Here is a 17,611-nt window from a genome sequence, read left to right as displayed (position 1 = left end):
CGAAACGAAAACGGCTGCCCGATGGCAGCCGTTCTAAAGGGTGATCACAAAGCCCGGCGGGGCTTAAACACCCATCACACCATTTCGTTACGAATCCATTCAACCACCGATGTGCGCTTTGGTGCCCAGCCCAGCAGTTCACGGGCATGTTTGCCGCGCACTCGGCTGTTGGAGCCGAGGCCATAGTTGGCCATTTCATAGCCCCATTCGGCTTCAGCGTCTTTCAATGGCCAGTCTTGTGGTTGGCCCAGGTTCAGTGCTTCAGCCATGGCGGTGGTCATGTCGATGAACGAGGCTTCGCCGCTTTCGACGAAGTAGAACGTGCCCGGGACGTTCTTGGTCAGCGCCAGCAGATACAGGGCGACGACGTCTTCGATGTGCACGTTGGACCAGATGTTCTGGCCGGTACCGACGTGGCGCACAACGCCACTTTTGCGTGCCTGTTTGAGCAGCCGTGGCAATTGCACGCTGTCGCGGTTGACGCCCAGGCTGTGGCCGTAAATCAGCGTGTTGCAGATCACTGCCGAATTCACGCCGTCCTTCGCCGCTGCGAGGATCAGGTTGTCGATGGCCACGCGGGCGGCCTTGTCGACGGTTGGTTCCGGCAGGTTGTCTTCGAAATAGATGACGTCGCTGGACTTACCGCCCGATGCGTCGCCAACAATGCTCGAACCGCTGGTGTGCAGGAAGACTTTGTTGGAACCGCGCAACGCGTCGAGTAAGGCTTCGACTGCACCCCGATGGTCACTGCTGGCGGCGTTGATAACTGCGTCGGCAGCGCGGGCGTGTTCGGCGAGCAGTGCTTTGTCGTCGAGAGTGCCAATGATCGGGGTGATGCCCAGTGCTTTCAGTTCATCAGCCTGTTCAGGGCTGCGCACCAGACCGGTGACTTGATGCCCAGCCTGGACCAGACCGGTAGCGATCGAGCCGCCGATAAAACCGGCAGCGCCGGTAACGAATACGTTCATGGAGTAACTCCCTGCGTGAGTAAGTGATGGGACGAGTATCGGCCTGTGGGTCCGAGGGAAAAACCCGCCCTCACCCAATTCACTCTTGCGCAGAGGTCACGAATCAGCCCTTGAAGTCGGCGCTGGCGTACGCGGCGAGTTTGCTCTGGATGAAGTCGAGGAAGCATTGAATGCGCAGCGCCAGTTGCGAGTTACGGTAGTACACGGCGTTGATCGGCTGGCGATAACCACTGTTGAATTCGCCGAGCAGGACTTTCAGGCGCCCGGCACGAATGTCGTCGATAGTCATGAAGTGCGACAAGCAGGCGATGCCCTGCCCTTCCAGCGCCAGATGCCGCACGGTCTCGCCGCTGGAGGCGCTGATCGCCGGGGTGATCGGCCAACGATCACCGTGCACATAGCGCAGCGGCCACTGGTTGAGGCCTTCGTTGTGAGTGAAGCCGAGCAAGGTGTGTTCGCTCAAGTCCGCCACTTGCTGCGGCGCGCCGTACTTTTCCAGATAGGCCGGGCTGGCGACGATCAGCAGCGGACTGCAACCGAGCGCGCGCGCGTGCAGCGTCGAGTCGGCGAGGGTGCCGATGCGGATGGCGATGTCGGTGCTTTGTTCCAGCAGGTCAATGATCAGGTCATTGCTGTTGAGTTCGAGCTGGATGTCCGGATAGAGGCGGCGGAATTCGTCGATGTACGGGACCACTGCGTGGAGCATGAACGGCGATGCCGCGTTAATCCGCAAGCGCCCGGAGGGGGTTTGCTGACGAGAAGACAGACGCTCTTCGAGTTGCTCCATCTGATCAAGAATCAGCTTGGCTTGTTCGAAGAAATACTTGCCCTCCTCGGTCAGGTCCATGCGCCGCGTGGTGCGGTTGATCAGCGTGGTGTCGAGCTTGGCTTCCAGCTTCGACAACGTGCGGCTGACCGCCGATGGCGTCTGCCCGACCTGCTCGGCGGCGGCGGAAATCGAACCGCATTCGATCACGCAGACGAAAATCTGCAACTCATCGGATCTGGCTTTCACGGGTGTCCTCTTTGAAATCGCCAAGATCGCAGATGACTGCAACGCGCTGTAGGAGCTGCCGCAGGCTGCGATCTTTTGCTGTTACCACCGATAGTAGCCCGAAACCATTCAGGCCTTGAGACCAAACACCTCGGTCAAATGCTGCTCATAACGCGCCACATCGGCCTCGATGTTCGGACGCTTCATCACGTCGACACAGAGGAACGTCGGCAACCCGGTCATACCGAGAAACTCGTTGGCCTTGTGGAATGGGAAGTACACCGCATCCACGCCTTTGGCTTCAAAGAAATCAGTAGGGTCATCGAAGGCTTGCTGCGGTGCGTTCCAGGTCAGCGACAGCATATATTGCTTGCCCTGAATCAGACCGCCACTGCCGTACTTCTGCGACGCGTCGGAACGGGTGCGGCCATCGCTGGCGTAGAGGCTGCCGTGGCCTTCGGTGAAGACTTCGTCGAGGTACTTTTTCACCGTCCATGGCGCGCCCATCCACCAGCCTGGCATCTGATAAATGATCACGTCGGCCCAGAGAAATTTCGCCACCTCTTCGGCGACGTCGTAGCCCTCGTCGATGAACGTGGTTTTCACATCGACACCGCCACGATCGAGCACGCTCAGCGCAGCTTCGTGCAGGGTGGTGTTGTAGCGACCGTCGGAGTGAGCGAATTTTTTACCGCCATTGAGCAACAGCACTTTTTTCATGAGAAAGCCTCGGCGCAGCCAGTGGGCTGGATGGAGAAGGGAAACTGGAATGGCGGCAGATTAGCGATCCGCCTCGCGCGGAATAAGCCGTGATTGCGCAAAATACATTTGACTGAAAAGCACGAATCAAACACCGATTGTTGCAATAGGATTCGCAGCCATCTGTATTTGAGGAGTTGTTTTGTGATGAGTGAACGCTTGGGTTTTATCCTGCACGCCAAGACCCGCCCGGAACAAGCCGAGGCCTTCGAAGCGCTGTTTCGCGCTTATGTCGAGCCAAGCCGCGCCGAGCCGGGCTGTATCGAGTACCACATGCTGCGCGACAAGGAAGATCCGACGCTGTTTATCTTCTACGAGATCTGGGCATCGCAAGCGCACCTGGATGTGCACTCGAACCTGCCGCACATGAAGGCATTCTTCGAGCGACGCATGGATTATCTGCAGCGTGATTTTGATATCCGCCAGATTGAAATGCTCAGCGAGGCTTCGGCTAACCGCTGATCAACAGATGGGCGCCGAGCGCGCCCATACCGATAAAGAACACCCGCTTGAACAACACGGCGCTGATGCGCTCGCGCAGCCATTGGCCAAGCAACATGCCGAGAATGGCCGGGATCAACGCCAGCAGCGAAGCGCTCAGTTCGCCGCCACTCAGGGCGCCGCGCCAGAGCAATCCAGCGGCCAATGCCAGCGTCGAAACGGTGAAAGACAGGCCCAGTGCCTGCACCAGTTGATCGCGATTCAAGCCCAGCGCTTGCAGGTACGGCACCGCCGGAATCACGAAGACGCCGGTGGCTGAGGTGATGACACCGGTGATCAAACCGCACGCCGGGCCGAGCCAGCGTTCATGGCGCGGATATATGCTCAGCGTTGGCAAAAACAATCCGCTCAACGCGTAGAGCAACAGTGCCGCGCCGAGTCCGCGCACCACCCAATGCCCGCCTGCCATGCCGATCCACATTGTGCCGATGCCCGTGCCGAGAAAGATCATCAGCAGCATCGACCACAAGCGTTTGATCAGACCTTTCAAGTGTCCGCCGAATGCCAATTGCCAGACGTTGGTCAGGGTTGCCGGGATGATCAGCAACGCGGCTGCCTGCGACGGTGCCATAGCCAGACCGAGCAGGCCCATGGCAACGGTGGGCAGGCCGAGACCGATGACGCCTTTGATCAGGCCGGCGAGAATGAAGGTCATCACGACCAGCAAAGACAAGGCCAGACCGAGGTGTTGATAGAAGTCTGTGAGTGTGTGCATGGCGCTACTGTGCGCCAGTCGGGGTTGGCTGAAAATCTGCCATATACTGAGGGTGCCTCTGCCCTGACAAGAGGCTGATATTTTCTTTGAAGCCTCTGGCCCCTTCGCGAGCAAGCTCGCTCCCACATTGGATGTGTGTCGTACACAACTCCCTGTGGGAGCGAGCTTGCTCGCGAAGGGGCCAGCCCGAACCCCCTAAAACCAGAGGCTGTCCTCATGCACTTCGACCTCACCGACCTGCGCCTCTACCTGCACATCCTCGACACCGGCAACATCACCGCCGGCGCCGTCCGCAGCCATTTATCCCTGGCCGCCGCCAGCGCCAGAATCCGCGCCATGGAAGCCTCGCTCGGCATCGATTTCCTCGAACGCGGTCGCCGTGGCGTCACACCGACGGCCGCCGGAAAAGCCCTCGCTCAGCATGCGCGCATCCTCCTGCAACAGGCCGAACGCCTGCAGCAGGATCTGGCCGAATACGCCCAAGGCGTCAAAGGTCAGGTGCGCTTGCTGTGCAACACCACGGCGATCACCGAATACCTGCCGGAAGTACTCGCGGACTTCCTGCGCGATCATCCCAATCTCGACATCGACTTGCAGGAACTGCCCAGCGCGCGCATCACCCACGCCTTGCGCCAGGGCGCGGCGGACCTGGGGATTGTTTCCGATGCGGTCGACACCCACGGTCTGCAAACCCGGCCCTTCCGCGACGATCCATTGGTGCTGATCCTGCCCCCTGAGCATGTTTTGGCAAGTCAGGCGTCGCTGACGTTTGGTGAAACCCTGGCGCACGACTATGTGGCGCTTGGCAGCCACAGCGCGCTGGCGATTCACCTGGAGGAACAAGCGCTGCACATCGGCCAGCGCATGTCGATCCGGATCCGTGCCGATGGCTTTGAGGGCGTCATGCGCATGGTGGCGCGAGGTGCGGGGCTGGCCATCGTGCCCAAGGTGGCTATCGAGCGCTGGGCGGCTGTGCACTCGGTAACGTGCCGGCCGCTGGACGAAGTCTGGGCCCATCGCACCTTGCAACTGTGCGCGCGGGACTTCGACCACCTGCCCGGTTACGCCCGCGCCTTGTTTGATGCGCTAGTGCCTTGACTCTACCGCTAGGGGCAGACTCTATCCTGTGCGCTTCATTTCAGGAGTACACACGATGAGCAAACGAATGCTCGTGATACTGGGTCACCCCTCCACCGACAGCTTTTGCGGGGCATTGAGTGACACCTATGTTCAGGCCGCCAAGGACGCCGGGCATGACGTGCGGCTGCTGCGTCTGGATGCGCTGGAGTTCGACCCGGTCCTGCACGAAGGCTACAACAAGGTGCAGCCACTGGAGCCGGACCTGCTGCAAGCCCAGGCCGATATCACTTGGGCCGAGCACCTGACATTCGTCTATCCGATCTGGTGGGGCGGGATTCCGGCACTGTTGAAAGGCTTCGTCGACCGGATTTTCCTGCCGGGTTTCGCCTTCAAATACCGCGAAGGCAAAGCCTTCCCCGACAAGCTGCTCAAGGGCCGCACCGCGCATTTGCTGGTGACCATGGACACGCCGTACTGGTACTACAAATGGATCTATGGCATGCCGGGGCTGAATCAGATGCGCAAGACCACGCTGGAGTTCTGCGGCATCAAGCCACTGAAGACGCTGACCTTCGGGCCGATCCTTGGCTCCAAGCCAAACCAGCGCGATGCCTGGCTGGAAAAGGCGCGCGTGACCGCCGCCGTCTAAGGTTTTCCAGCCGCTTCAACTGACGGCGCACCCGCCGCCGTCAGTGCCTCTTCGGGTTTCCTTCACGAGCCCGTCCGTCGCCTGTGCACGTCATTTACGCGCAGTTGCAATTTTCCGATGGTATTGGACATATAATCGCCGCCGATCCGGCATGACGCCTGATCGCGCTAGCTATGTTTGATCATCGAGACGGACCTTATGTATATCGGCAAAGCCGCCCAGCTGTCGGGCACCACTGTCAAAAGCATTCGCCATTACGAAGAAATCGGCCTGTTGCCCGAGCCCAAGCGTGAAGGCAAATACCGCATCTACAGCCAGCAAAGTGTCGAGGTGTTGACGTTCATCAAGTGCGCCCAGCAACTGGGCTTCAAGCTCAAAGAGCTGCAGGTGATCCTCAACAACTACCGCGGCGACGAATTCCCGTGGGACATGGCGCAACGAGCCATTGCCGAAAAAAAAGCCGAACTGGTGACCCAGATCGGCGATTTGCAGCAGTTGCACGACGGCCTCGAAGCGTTCGAAAACAACCTCAACGATGCACGACAGGAATGTCAGTTCGAACGCATCGCCCGTTATGGCGAAAAAAACCCGGGCACTACCCTGAACTGAAAACCCTGCTGCGCCGCATGACCGGGTTCGCCTGTCGTCTCAGGGCAGGCGCGCCCGGTCGTTGGCGAGTCAGCCCGGTACCGCCTCCCCTTCTGTGCGCAGTGCTTGAACCGGCGCATGCACCGGCGCAATCGCCGCAAAGAACCACGGCGATACCAGCGTCACCAGGACAATGGTCATGACCCCGCTGGAAAACAGCGCCATCGCCACCAGTGCGCCCAGATCGACAATCGGCTTGAAGTCGGAAAACAGCAGCGCCATGAAGCCCACGGAGAAGATCACCACGTTGATCACCGTCGAGCGGCCGACGCTGTGCATCGCCTGCAAAATGGCCGCGTCGATTTCAATGCCTTGCTGCACCAGCAACTTGATCCGCGACAGCAGGTGCACCGCGTAATCGACCACGCCGACCACCAGGAACGTCACCAGCGTCGTGCCGATGTTCAGCTCGATGCCGAACAGGAACATGAAGCCGTAGACCGTCACCGACGTGGTCAGCAAGGTCAACATGCCGAGCACACCGAGGCGTACCGATTTCAGCCAGTACATCATCATCAACGTGACGACCAGCAAGGCCAGGGAAAAACTCAGCACCTGGCCCTGAGTGATTTCCTGCAGCACGCCCGTCCAGATCAACGGCGTGCCGGCGTGGGTCACTTCCAGGTTGGCCGGTTTGTTCACCAGCAGCCAGGCATCGAGGCGGTCGAGCATGCCCTGATAGTCGCTGGCGACCGACGAGGTCATGGTGTACAGGGTCAAGGCCTTGGAGAAATCGGCGTTGAGCACGTTGTTCAGGTCCGAACCGCCACCGTTTTCAAACAGCATCACGTGCTGTTCGATCAGCGAATTGCCCGGCACTTCAAACTGCTCGACCTGCCCGTCGTCATTAACCGACGTGACCTTCTCCACGGCATTCGGCACCCGCAGATACTCCGGGTTCATGTCGTTGAGCACCAGGTTCATGCGCTTGACGTAAGTCGCCAGCGAGTAGCCATAACTGACGTTCGGCTGCTGTTTGATGAAGTGGTCGAGCTTGTCGATGAACTGCACCACTTCGGTGGTCAGCACGCCGCGCGGCTCTTTGCTGTCGATCGCGATCCAACCCGGCGCCGTGCCCGCCACTTTGGCGTGGTTGATGAACTGATCGGACACACGAATGTGGCTTTCCGGCTTGAAGTAAGCAATGCCGGAGTCTTCGATATCGACGCGGAAGGTGAACACCGTGGCCAGCGCCAGCAGCGGCAGAATGACCATCAGGATCGGTTTGCGAAAGCGGATCATCCAGGCACAGAACGCGACCAGATACCGCGAGATGATCGATTCCTGGTGCACCTCAGCCTTGGCCTGCTGCGGCTGATCCTTGCCCCAGATCGCGATCCACGCCGGAATCAGCAACAGCGAAATGATCAGCGCCGCGGTCAGACCGATCGACATGAACACGCCGAAATTGCGGATGCTGACAATGTTGTTGGTGGTGGAAATCATGAACGTGGCGATGGTCGTTACGGTCGTCAACACCACCGGTACCACCATCAGGCGCTGGGTTTCGCGGTTGGCCTCGCGATTGCTCTTGCCCGCGTTTTTCTGCTCGTAATATTCAGCCATCACGTGAATCGCATCCGAGCAGCAAATGGTGAACAGGAACACCGGCAGCACACTGGTCAACAGGTCGAACGGCACCCGCAGCAGCGCCATCAGGCCCAAGGTCCAGATGGTGCAGAACAGAATGTTGAACAGCGGCAACAGCACACCCAGCGGTTTGCGGAAGAAGAAAATCAGCAGCAAGGTAATCAGCAAAAACACGATCGGGAACAGCACGGCCAGGTCGTGATCGATGATCTCCTGCTGCGCGGCGATGAAGATCGGCATGCCGGCGATGAAGATTTCGTCCTTGTACTCCGGATGCTCCGCCTGATATTGCGCGACGATGCTGCGCACGATCTGATAAGCCCGCAGCTGCGCCTGAGCGTCGTCCTGTTTGGTGCCGAGTTCGGCCACCAGCATCGCGACTTTCTTGTCCCTGGACACCACCCCGTCGACCATCAACTCGTTGCCCATGATCTGCGACTCGACCAGCGCCGGGTCCATGTCATAGGCATTCAGGGTTTTGTGGATCAACAGCTCGCCGTCGTCGGTCAGGACGATGTTTTCCAGGTCGCCCATTGAGGCCATTTCGCGGATCGGGTTGATCCGCTCGGCGAGAAAGGTCAGGAACAGCTGATCATGGGAATCCCAGTTCTGGCTCTGGGCATGATCACGCAAGGCCTTGGCGTTGGCGTAATCGTTCTGCGAAAAACCACCTTCGAGAATGTCCCGGGTCAACAACTGCGCACGGCTGTCGTCTGCATGCCGGGCGACGATCTGCGCCAGTTGATCCTTGTCAGCATCGTTGGCCAGGATCATCTTGCGCACCGATTGCGACATCGAAAACAGCGCGTTGAGCGTCGATTTGTTGAACACCGTTTGCGGGTTGTTCAGCGCCACCATGACCGAGTCGAACGTGCCGGTGAACTCACCCTGCAAATCGATGATGGTCTTGCGCGCCGGGTGACTTTCCTTGAGCAGGTAAGGGTTGGTGTCGGACACCAGCGCGCCCAGCGTATAAGTGAAATACGCCGTAATCGCCACCAGCAGGAAAACAATCGCCCGCGCATAGCGCTCGACGAAATTCAGATATCTTTCCATGATCATGCGGTTCCAGGTGGTCGGGGTCGGCGCTTAGCGGGCAGACACGGCAAAGTCCGGCAGGTCACCGGTTTTCAGCCCGCGCTTGATGGCGGTCTGGGTGAAGAGGCGGTCTTCCAGCGAGACGTTGTACTGCAACTGGTTGAAGCGCATTTCCGAGCGAGTGCCGTCGATAAAGTGCTCGGTCTCACTGAGCACGATGCTGTCGATCGAGTCGATGGTTGCGACTTTCTGCGTGCGCATCTGCTTGATCAACACGCCTTTGACGTCGAAGAAATCCTGACGCATGACCAGGAAGTTCTGCTTGTCGATCCACACCTTCAGCTTGTTGTAACCAGTCTTGGCCAGCACCTCGGGGGACGCCGGCTCGCGCTCGATCACGTAGCAGTCGCGGCCCTTGATCTGTTCTTCGCCGACGAGTTTCTGCGAGTAGTCCTTGACGCGGATCTTGTCCAGATCGGCGTACGAGTACTCACTGCCCATGAACGAGCCGCGCTTGTCGGTGGTGGAGATGCGGCGGGTCTGACGGCTGACCGGCAAGTACATCCACTGGCTGTCTTCCAGGCCGAGGGTTTCGTGCGGGTTTTCGATATGGAAGGCAACGTCACGCACGTCAGTCGGCGCGGAAAAGTACATGCTGAACTTGTCGCTGTCCGGGTAATCCTTTTGCAAGTAGGTGAACTCGCGAACCCGGGTATTGCCTTTCTTGTCATGCAGGATCAGCGAAACCTGGGACATGAAGCTGTTCCCGTCATTGCGATCGCGTACCTGACGGATGATCTCATCGGCATTACCAGCCTCGGCGGCACTGGCGCAGGCGCTACCGAGGATCAATGCGGCGGCGGTCAGACTTTTCAAAAACGGCAACATAACAACTTCCTTTTCGTTGGATAAATGCACCTGCGCACGAGAGCGGCAGGCGTGATGGGTCAGAACAGATAACCGGCCGACAGCCGCACTTGGTCGCGCTTGCTGTACTCGCCAAAAGTCTTTTCGGGCTTGCCGAAGAACACGTCGACTTCCAGGCCGAGCTTGATGTAGTCGACCGGCTTGTAGGTGAAGATGCCTTGCAGCAAGGCGTTGTCCTGAAACGGTGGTGAGGCAGCAGCGACCAGACGACTCTTGAGGCGGTCCTGCCAATGGGTGCCTTCGGCCGACAGGGTGAACAGCGGTTCGCGCTTGTCCTGCAACATGCCGTCCTGCCAGTCGAGCAGCACTTGTTCCTGCCACTGCGCGGAGATCAGCCAGTCGCGCAACAGGTAGTCGACACCCAGCAGCGACTTGACCATGGGCGTGCTGTCGGCACCGTAGGCGCGGGTCGGATTGGTCACTCGCCAGTTGTCGAAATACGCGACCTCGCTGCGCACCACGATGCTGTGCCCGGCGTCGATCGCCAGCCCGGCACCGCCCATGGTGTAACGGGGAAACTGCCGTTCCAGCCGCGTGCGGCCGTCATCGGCGAGGCCTTCGACCGCGTACACCGGGTCCTGCTGACGCGCGCTCAAGGCGACAAAACTGGTGTCCACCGCGCCGATCCGGCCGTTGGCGCTCAGGCCATAGGAATAGCCCTTGTCGCCGTCATAGCCGGGCTTGGAATCGAGCAGGAAATACTGCGGGTCCGGCGCGGCAAACAGTGGCGCGGCAAATTCACTGCCCTCGACCGGCGCCTGGTTTTTCACGAAGTCAGTGATCCACAGCGCCTCCAGTTCCCACTCGCCCACCGGTTGCGCAAAACGCACCATGGGCACGGCGATGCGGCTGTCTTCGAGCAGCGGCGTCAGACCATCGCGATAGTCCAGCGGGTTGATCTGATCGAGCACGCGCAATTCATCCGCGCGGCCCCAGACCACTTGCTGCCAGCCCACCGTCACCTCTCCGTCACCCAGCGAATGGCCGACGTAGAGGTGCCGCCAATCGGCGTCGAAACGGTACTTGTCCCGCGCCCGCTCGCTGTACGGATTGTTGCCGTCATAGCGCGCGTCATAACGCACGCGGCCCTTGGCCTTGTAGTAACCGCCCTCCCAGTTGTCTTCCAGGTTGGCCTTGAAATACACGGCTTTTTGCGTGACCTGATCGTCGCCGTGCAGGCGCATGGCTGTGGCCACGCCGACTTCACCGTCGGCGTAATCGGGCTTCAGATCAGCGACGGTAAACTCGGCCATTGCGGCGGGCGCAGCCATACACGCCCACACCGCACCCACAATGTGACTGTTGTGAAATCGAGGCATCGCTACATTCCCAACCCGACACCGCCATCGATCACCAGACTCTGGGCAGTCACCCCGCCAGCCTCGGGGCTGGCCAGGTAACGCACCATCGCCGCCACTTCTTCGCTCTGGATGAAACGGCGCATCGGCAGTTTCTTCTTCGCGTTGCGCACGATCTGCTCCTGGGTCAACCCGGCAATCGCCGCTTGCGTCGCCAGTTCACCCTGCAACATCGGCGTATCGATCCACGCTGGCAGAATCGCGTTGACGGTGATCTGCCGCGAAGCGAGATCCAGCGCCAGCGCCTTGGTCATGCCGACGATGCCGTGCTTGGACGCGCAGTACGCGGTGTTGCGCACCTTGCCGGCGCGGCCGAGGATCGACGACATGTTGATGATTCGCCCACGGTCAGGCATCAGCGCCAGACACAGCGAGGTCACGTAGAACGTGCCGTTGAGGTTGACCGAAATCACCTTGTGCCAGTTGTGCAGATCTTCCGGCTCGTTCTCGTTGCAAATGCCGGCACTGTTGACCAGCACATCGACGTATTCGACTTGCGAACCGAGGGTTTTGAAGAACGCTTGCATGGCCGGCAGGTCGGCAATGTTCGCCGCATGGGTTTCGACTCGCGCCTTGATCTGCTCCTGTTGCTCATCGACCCAACGCTGCAGTTCGGCCAGATCGAGATCCAGCAGGATCAAACGATTGTCGGCGTCGGCAGCAAAGTTCTCGGCGACCGCGCGACCGATGCCTTTGGCCGCACCGGTGATCAGAATGGTCCGGCTCATGGCATTTTCAACCCGCCGTTGACCGACAGGACCTCCCCGGTCAGGTACAAACCGCGATCGGCGAGGTACAGCACCGCTTCGGCAATTTCTTCAGGTTCCGCGTAGCGTTTGATCAGCAGACGCGACTGGATTTCTTCCTCCTGACTGCCGATCAGCGCCGTACTCATCTCGGTCTTGACGATGCCCGGGGCGACCGCGTTGACGCGAATGTTGCGCGGCGCCAGCTCCACCGCCAAAGCACGGGTCAACGATTCGACCCCGCCCTTGGCGGCGGCATAGTTGCTTTGACCTTTGCCGGGCTTCTGCGCCGCCACCGAACTGATGTTGACGATGCAACCGCTGCGCTGGCGCAACATGCCCGGCACCACCTGCTGACAGCACAGCATCGTGCCGATCAGGTTGGTCTGGATCACCGCGACCAGGTCACGCGCCGACATCGTCGCGAGCAGTCCGTCGCGGGTGATGCCGGCGTTATTGACCAACAGATCGATACGCTGGAAGTGCTGATCGACCCGCTCGAAAAACGCCTTGATGCTGTCGCCGCTGCTGACATCGCACTGCAATGCCAGGCAATCGATGCCCGACGCCTGAACTTCATCGCGCAAGGCCATCGCCGCGACTTCATCGCGTACGTAACTGAACGCGATCTGATAACCCGCCCCAGCCAGGGTCTGGACAATCGACCGACCGATGCCACGACTGCCACCGGTCACCACTGCTACTTTATTCGGCATGACCGTTCCTTAAAGCGAGTTGTCGGTTTTGAACTGCGCGAGGCTGAAGCCGTGAGTCGCCGCCAGTGCACGAATCTGCTGCACTTGCTCGCGGCTGATGTCGCCATAGGAGTAGTGCTGTTTCATCCCGGACAGGCCCATCAGCACCGACTCGGCCATGCACGCGTACAACTGACCTTGCTTGAGATAGGCACGAACGTTTTTCACCAGGCCATCACCCAGCGGCGTCTGCACGATGCCGCCGTGCATGTAGAGCACGTCGCTGCGTTGGCTGGCGAGGTTCTGGTCGACGTTCAGCGGCACGGCGATGTCGCAGATCACGCTGTTTTCGGCGAAATGTTCGGCAAAGAGAAACGGCTGCGGTGCGTTCGCCGCGCAGAGCACAATGCGCGCCTGCTTCAGCACATCAAGATCGTTGCTGACGGTGATGAAAGCGTTCGCGCCCAAGCGTTCTTCGACCAGTTTCGCCACGCGCAGGCCTAGATCGGCACTGCTGCCATGGGCCTGCAACAGCCCATCGATGCCGTCAATTTGTTGCAGACGACGGGCGAGGCGATCGTGTTCGGCGACACCCTTGAGAATCGCGCGGGCGGCTTCGGCGTAAATCTGTTGGGCGGTTTTTTCCAGACGACGCAGGGAACCGTCGCGGCCGCTGCCGATGAGGATCAGGTGCTCGACGCTGGTCGACAGCAGCGAGGCGTAGGTCGACGCAATGTTGCCCGCCGCACCGACCACTGCAGCGGTCTGCTCGCCCAGCTCAAGGCCTTGCTGCTTACAGCCTTGCTCGATGGCTTCCAGGCCCATGCCGATGGTCAGGGCGTTGCCGGAAGTCAGCGCCATGTCGGGGATCTGCAGCGCCTGGCAGTTGTTGGTGACGATCGAGGTGTACATGCCCAGACCGGCCACGGTGTAGCCATCGGCGCGGGCATCCTTGATGCGATTGCCGACTTCTTCGCGGATGGTTTGCAGATCGCCGCTGGCGATGTACGCCGCCATGGCATCGGAATCCATGCACAGCGGATACAGGGTGAATTCCACGGCGGTGCCGAGTTTCGAGCGAATCTGCACCGGGCCGATCGGCGCGGCACGGCGCTCGGGGGCCATGCGTTTGATGAACTCGCGTTTCTGTTCTGCGCTCAGGGTCGACAGTGAAGGATCGACGTCGCTGAGCATGTCCGAATCAATCAGATGGTTGATGAACGCCACGCGCGCCACCACGCGCACGTTCTCGTCAGACTTTGGGCGGGTTTCAGTCTCCTTGTAGCTGACCTCGCGCGCCGGCACGTCAGCGATGCTGTCGGCGCACACACCGGCGGCCAGCGGGAAGGCATCGCGGCGGCGCAGCATGTCGCAGACTTTCTGCAGCGAAGCGATCAACCCGTCAATTTCCGCAAAGGTGATGCACACCGGCGGTTCCAGACGGATCACATTGGCGTTGCTGCCCGACGGCGCCACGCGCAAGGATTCGAATTGCAGCAGGTAGCCGGCAATGATGTAGCCCAATGCATCGTTGTACTGCGCCGAGGCCTGAACCAGTGAACTGGTGCCGGTCAGGTCGTGCAGTTCGAAGCCCAGCAGCAAGCCGCGCCCACGCACGTCGGCGATCACGTCCGGGTACGCTGCTTTGAGTTCCAGCAGCGAAGCCTTGAGGTACTCGCCCTTCTTGTTCACGTCCTTGAGCATCGCGCTGTCGTTCTCGAACAGACGGCGCAGGGCCGACAGGGCGATATGGCAGGACGCGTCATCTTCGGCAAAGGTCGAACTGTGGATGTAGCTGAAGTCGTTTTCGTAGTGGCTGGCGCGGATCACCGTCGCAGCAATCTTCATCAAGCCACCGCCGAGCGCTTTCGACAGGCAGTAGTAATCGCCCTGCAAGTTGAAATGGCTGGCACCGAGCAAAGTGCCGGTGCGGCCGAAACCCGATTGCACTTCATCGATGATCAGCGGGCATTGCTGCTCGTTGCACAGGCGCCGCAGGCCGAGATAGAACTCATTGGCGAACTCGTTGATCCCGCCTTCGCCCTGAATCGGCTCCAGCAATACCGCCGTGATCGCGCTGAATGCTTCGCGGCGCACCTGCAGGGTTTCGCCGCTCCATTCCAGGCTCAGCCAGTGACGAATATGACGGGCCGGCAGCTCTTGCAATTGCTGGGGTTGCTGCGGGTCGATGAACTCGACGTTGAGGCCGAAACGGGCGAACGGCTTGCGGTACTGCTTGCCATAGGTCAGTTGAACGGTGTTCACCAGTTTGCCGTGGAAGCTGCCGCGCACCGCCAGGAACACCGGCTCGACATGCAGTTGCGCCAGGTTGTGCTGGCGCACCGCTTCAGCCACTTGGCGCACGGTGACGCAGGACAGATTCTGCGGCAGCAGACCGGCTGGCAAATCGAGATCGTCGCTGTCCAGTTCGACGTAAGCCTTGTCGCTGGCGACCAGATTGGCGAGGGCGAAATCGCGCTCGTCGAATTGCTTCTGCAGGTTTTTCTGACGACGGTATTCGGCGTGCTTGACGGCGATTTCCACCGACTCGGCGCCGCTGTTGGAGAAGGTCGAGATGTAGCGTTCGCTGTTGTTCAGCTCACGGTTGAACGCTTCACTGAGCTCACGGCCCAACTGCCCCGCCGCACCGCGCACCGACATCTGCGCGTTGAACGGCACATCGGCACGTAACAGGTCGACGAGCTGATCGACAAACTGCGGGTCGTTGTGACCATACAACGCGGCGCCGTAACCACCGAGGAAGTCGGTGACGGTCACCTCCTCGCCCTGGCGGTCGCGGTAAAACAGTTTGCTGCCCAGCGCTCGGTGGAACTGGCATTCGAGGCCCAGAGCCTGCATCAATTCAACGAATTTCGGCCGTACGTAATCGCGGTAATCCATGACAGTGCTATCCCTTAAGTAAAAAATCAGATGCGTTTCGTTGCGTGCCGACGATCAGTCGGCCGCGTGAAATTCGAGTTGGTAACCGGCGCTGAAACCGTTGTCGTCGCGGTTGATCACCAGGCAATCGTGGAGCACGGCATCGCGTGGCCCGCCGATCACAAACGGCAGGTGCGCATCCAGCGGTTGCTCCAGGCCACTGACCGGCGGGATGCTTTGCGCCTGCAAGGCCTGCCGGGCAAAGATCAGGTCAACCAGACTCGGTGCACCACTGAGCATGCCGGTCAGCGGTGTGCTGCTGGTGATGTGCGCGGCGCCGGTTCGCGCCAGCGTGCGGGCCAGATCGGCATCCTTGTGCGGATCGCCCGTGGCGCTGCTGATCAGCAGATCCACCTGTTTGTCCGGCAGGTTCAGCGAGTCCAGACGCGGATGTGCGAACAGCGCGGTCAGGCAGGTTTGCGGGCCTGCCGGCAGATCATCGGCGCGGCGCAGTACCAGCGCGGCCGCGCCTTCGCCGGCAATGCCGCCACTGCCTTGGCGATCGAAGGCGCGCAGGCTTGGCGAACCGTCGGTGCTGATCACCCCCGCTTCGGCCAGCGCAGCCAGCGCCAGCGGATCAAGCTCACTGCCGGCGCCGACGACAATGGCCGCATCCACTCGACCGCTTTGCAGCGCGGCGCAGGCTTCGCGCAGTGCCGCCAGATTGCCGGCCACGCCTTGCATGTAGGCGTTGCTTTCACACTCCAGTTTCAAGGCCAGACTGACCACCCCGAGCAAACCGTTGCTGAGGCTTTTGAGGACCAGAAACGGATCGAGCGCGCGCTCCTGCAACACGCGTTTGGCCAGACGCTGCATGTCGGCACCGGTCTCGGTCTGACACTCGTGCAACAGTTCGCCGTAAGACGCGAGCGACGGATGGGTGTAACCGCCCTGGCAGCAATAGAGACCAAAACGCACGTTGTCGCGGCCCGGTTCAAGCCCGGCCTCGGCCAACGCCTGGCGCACCGCACTGACGCCCCAGATCACCGCCGGCGGGCAGTAACGCTGGAGGTTTTGTGCAACGTCCTGACGGCTACGTTGATGATCTCGATCAGCGATATGCCCGAACGCGGTGACCCGCTCGCTGTGGAACAGCGACGAGTTCAGGGGCGAAATCGCGCTACGCCCTTCGCGGGCCGCCGACCAGAAATCCTCAACGCCCCAGCCGGTGGGCAAGACACAACCGCTGCCGGTGATGGCTATACGTACAGTGGCGTCAGTCATTGTCCTTGCTCCCGATATTTACCAAGGGCCAGCGAGGTATTGAGGCCACCGAAACCGAAGGAATTGCTCAACGCGTAATCCACTCGGCGGCTGACGGCTTGACCGGCGCAGTAATCCAGATCGCACTGTTCGTCGGCGTCATGCAGGTTCACCGTTGGTGTGACCAGATCATTCAGGCAGGCCAACGCGGTGACGATGCATTCGGGTGCGCCGGCCGCTGCGATCAGGTGACCGAACTGTGATTTGTTGGCGCTGACCGCCAAGGCTTGATAGTGCTTGTGCTCAGCGAACACACTTTTGATCGCGAGGGTTTCGGCAACGTCGTTGAGCGGTGTCGAGGTGCCGTGGGCGTTGATCAGATCGATCTGCTGCGGGCGTAGCCCGGCATCGTCGAGCGCGGCCTGCATCGCCAGTGCCGCACCACGTCCTTCGGGTTGCGGTGCAGTGACTTTATAAGCGTCCAGGCTGCTGCCGAAACCGAGCACTTCGGCGTAGGGTGTCGCGCCACGGGCCAAGGCATGTTCGAGGCTTTCGAGGACGACAAAACCGCCGCCCTCGCCGGCAATCAGACCGCTGCGGTCACGATCGAACGGCCGACACAGATCAGCGCCCCAGCGTTGCTCGCCGGACGCAGCACCGAGTAGATACAACGCCGCCATGGTGTCGAGGTTGAGCACCGAGTCGGCGCCACCCGCCAGCGCTACGCTGACTTCGCCGCGACGAATCATCTGAAAGGCATTGCCAATGGCTTGCGATGCACCGGCACAGGCACTGCTGAT

At 60.4% G+C, this 17,611-nt stretch carries 16 protein-coding genes; 4 read left to right on the top strand and 12 right to left on the bottom strand.

The genetic code is table 11. The features are described 5' to 3' along the window. Positions 1-74: 74 nt before the first annotated feature. From ACWR1S_RS28075 to ACWR1S_RS28065, 3 genes are all read right to left on the bottom strand, one after another. Complete coding sequence (locus ACWR1S_RS28075; RefSeq protein WP_454565779.1) at positions 75-968, bottom strand: NAD-dependent epimerase/dehydratase family protein; 894 nt, start codon at positions 966-968, stop codon at positions 75-77. 103 nt (positions 969-1,071) lie between these two features. Continuing rightward, a complete protein-coding gene (locus ACWR1S_RS28070; RefSeq protein ID WP_454565778.1) occupies positions 1,072-1,983 on the bottom strand; it encodes a LysR substrate-binding domain-containing protein in 912 nt (303 codons plus the stop codon). Positions 1,984-2,091: 108 nt separating this feature from the next. Continuing rightward, positions 2,092-2,682 (bottom strand): NAD(P)H-dependent oxidoreductase, encoded by a 591-nt coding sequence (locus ACWR1S_RS28065; RefSeq protein ID WP_077570944.1) that lies wholly within the window; start codon positions 2,680-2,682, stop codon positions 2,092-2,094. A gap of 186 nt (positions 2,683-2,868) precedes the next feature. Between ACWR1S_RS28065 and ACWR1S_RS28060 the strand changes: the two genes are divergently transcribed. Further along, the gene (locus tag ACWR1S_RS28060; RefSeq protein ID WP_331694301.1) at positions 2,869-3,183 is read left to right on the top strand and encodes a putative quinol monooxygenase; all 315 of its coding nucleotides are present in this window, start codon (positions 2,869-2,871) and stop codon (positions 3,181-3,183) included. On the opposite strand, the gene ACWR1S_RS28055 is transcribed toward ACWR1S_RS28060, so the two are convergent. After that, on the bottom strand, positions 3,173-3,937 hold the full coding sequence (locus tag ACWR1S_RS28055) for a sulfite exporter TauE/SafE family protein (RefSeq protein ID WP_454565777.1): 765 nt from the start codon (positions 3,935-3,937) through the stop codon (positions 3,173-3,175). The genes ACWR1S_RS28060 and ACWR1S_RS28055 overlap by 11 nt on opposite strands. Before the next feature lie 216 nt (positions 3,938-4,153). Here ACWR1S_RS28055 and ACWR1S_RS28050 point away from each other — a divergent pair, with 216 nt between their 5' ends. From ACWR1S_RS28050 to ACWR1S_RS28040, 3 genes are all read left to right on the top strand, one after another. Then, positions 4,154-5,035: a LysR substrate-binding domain-containing protein gene (locus ACWR1S_RS28050; RefSeq protein ID WP_454565776.1), complete on the top strand. Its 882-nt coding sequence runs from the start codon at positions 4,154-4,156 to the stop codon at positions 5,033-5,035. Positions 5,036-5,090: 55 nt separating this feature from the next. After that, complete coding sequence (locus ACWR1S_RS28045) at positions 5,091-5,666, top strand: NAD(P)H-dependent oxidoreductase (RefSeq protein WP_108226484.1); 576 nt, start codon at positions 5,091-5,093, stop codon at positions 5,664-5,666. A 198-nt stretch (positions 5,667-5,864) separates the two neighbouring features. Further along, complete coding sequence (locus ACWR1S_RS28040; RefSeq protein WP_100846316.1) at positions 5,865-6,275, top strand: MerR family transcriptional regulator; 411 nt, start codon at positions 5,865-5,867, stop codon at positions 6,273-6,275. A gap of 69 nt (positions 6,276-6,344) precedes the next feature. On the opposite strand, the gene ACWR1S_RS28035 is transcribed toward ACWR1S_RS28040, so the two are convergent. The 8 genes from ACWR1S_RS28035 to ACWR1S_RS28000 form a co-directional block, all read right to left on the bottom strand. Then, on the bottom strand, positions 6,345-8,960 hold the full coding sequence (locus ACWR1S_RS28035; protein ID WP_454565775.1) for an efflux RND transporter permease subunit: 2,616 nt from the start codon (positions 8,958-8,960) through the stop codon (positions 6,345-6,347). Between the two features lie 33 nt (positions 8,961-8,993). After that, positions 8,994-9,830 (bottom strand): outer membrane lipoprotein-sorting protein, encoded by an 837-nt coding sequence (locus ACWR1S_RS28030; protein WP_150705838.1) that lies wholly within the window; start codon positions 9,828-9,830, stop codon positions 8,994-8,996. Positions 9,831-9,889: 59 nt separating this feature from the next. Then, positions 9,890-11,188 (bottom strand): DUF1302 family protein, encoded by a 1,299-nt coding sequence (locus ACWR1S_RS28025; RefSeq protein WP_454565774.1) that lies wholly within the window; start codon positions 11,186-11,188, stop codon positions 9,890-9,892. Positions 11,189-11,190: 2 nt separating this feature from the next. Then, positions 11,191-11,955, bottom strand: a complete 765-nt coding sequence (locus ACWR1S_RS28020; RefSeq protein WP_454565773.1) for an SDR family NAD(P)-dependent oxidoreductase — start codon at positions 11,953-11,955, stop codon at positions 11,191-11,193. Continuing rightward, complete coding sequence (locus tag ACWR1S_RS28015) at positions 11,952-12,689, bottom strand: 3-oxoacyl-ACP reductase family protein (RefSeq protein WP_454565772.1); 738 nt, start codon at positions 12,687-12,689, stop codon at positions 11,952-11,954. The genes ACWR1S_RS28020 and ACWR1S_RS28015 overlap by 4 nt, the downstream gene beginning before the upstream one ends. Positions 12,690-12,698: 9 nt before the next feature. Next, positions 12,699-15,569, bottom strand: coding sequence for an aminotransferase class III-fold pyridoxal phosphate-dependent enzyme (locus tag ACWR1S_RS28010; RefSeq protein ID WP_454565771.1), 2,871 nt, complete (start codon positions 15,567-15,569; stop codon positions 12,699-12,701). Between the two features lie 54 nt (positions 15,570-15,623). Next, positions 15,624-16,832, bottom strand: a complete 1,209-nt coding sequence (locus ACWR1S_RS28005) for a beta-ketoacyl synthase N-terminal-like domain-containing protein (protein ID WP_454565770.1) — start codon at positions 16,830-16,832, stop codon at positions 15,624-15,626. Further along, a partial coding sequence (locus ACWR1S_RS28000; protein WP_454565769.1) for a beta-ketoacyl-[acyl-carrier-protein] synthase family protein occupies positions 16,829-17,611 on the bottom strand: 783 nt, incomplete at its 5' end. The genes ACWR1S_RS28005 and ACWR1S_RS28000, both read right to left, overlap by 4 nt.

The sequence above is a fragment of the Pseudomonas sp. AIG genome (assembly GCF_977020205.1).
The sequence above is the reverse complement of the archived record's forward strand: the minus strand, read 5'-3'. Positions and strand labels throughout refer to the sequence as shown.

Bases quoted from the DNA above. Each gene is read 5' to 3' on its own strand.
- ACWR1S_RS28055 (WP_454565777.1), bottom strand. From the start codon at position 3,937: ATGCACACACTCACAGACTTCTATCAACACCTCGGTCTGGCCTTGTCT.
- ACWR1S_RS28030 (WP_150705838.1), bottom strand. From the start codon at position 9,830: ATGTTGCCGTTTTTGAAAAGTCTGACCGCCGCCGCATTGATCCTCGGT.
- ACWR1S_RS28035 (WP_454565775.1), bottom strand. From the start codon at position 8,960: ATGGAAAGATATCTGAATTTCGTCGAGCGCTATGCGCGGGCGATTGTT.
- ACWR1S_RS28020 (WP_454565773.1), bottom strand. From the start codon at position 11,955: ATGAGCCGGACCATTCTGATCACCGGTGCGGCCAAAGGCATCGGTCGC.
- ACWR1S_RS28010 (WP_454565771.1), bottom strand. From the start codon at position 15,569: ATGGATTACCGCGATTACGTACGGCCGAAATTCGTTGAATTGATGCAG.
- ACWR1S_RS28075 (WP_454565779.1), bottom strand. From the start codon at position 968: ATGAACGTATTCGTTACCGGCGCTGCCGGTTTTATCGGCGGCTCGATC.
- ACWR1S_RS28065 (WP_077570944.1), bottom strand. From the start codon at position 2,682: ATGAAAAAAGTGCTGTTGCTCAATGGCGGTAAAAAATTCGCTCACTCC.
- ACWR1S_RS28050 (WP_454565776.1), top strand. From the start codon at position 4,154: ATGCACTTCGACCTCACCGACCTGCGCCTCTACCTGCACATCCTCGAC.
- ACWR1S_RS28045 (WP_108226484.1), top strand. From the start codon at position 5,091: ATGAGCAAACGAATGCTCGTGATACTGGGTCACCCCTCCACCGACAGC.
- ACWR1S_RS28015 (WP_454565772.1), bottom strand. From the start codon at position 12,689: ATGCCGAATAAAGTAGCAGTGGTGACCGGTGGCAGTCGTGGCATCGGT.
- ACWR1S_RS28025 (WP_454565774.1), bottom strand. From the start codon at position 11,188: ATGCCTCGATTTCACAACAGTCACATTGTGGGTGCGGTGTGGGCGTGT.
- ACWR1S_RS28005 (WP_454565770.1), bottom strand. From the start codon at position 16,832: ATGACTGACGCCACTGTACGTATAGCCATCACCGGCAGCGGTTGTGTC.
- ACWR1S_RS28060 (WP_331694301.1), top strand. From the start codon at position 2,869: ATGAGTGAACGCTTGGGTTTTATCCTGCACGCCAAGACCCGCCCGGAA.
- ACWR1S_RS28040 (WP_100846316.1), top strand. From the start codon at position 5,865: ATGTATATCGGCAAAGCCGCCCAGCTGTCGGGCACCACTGTCAAAAGC.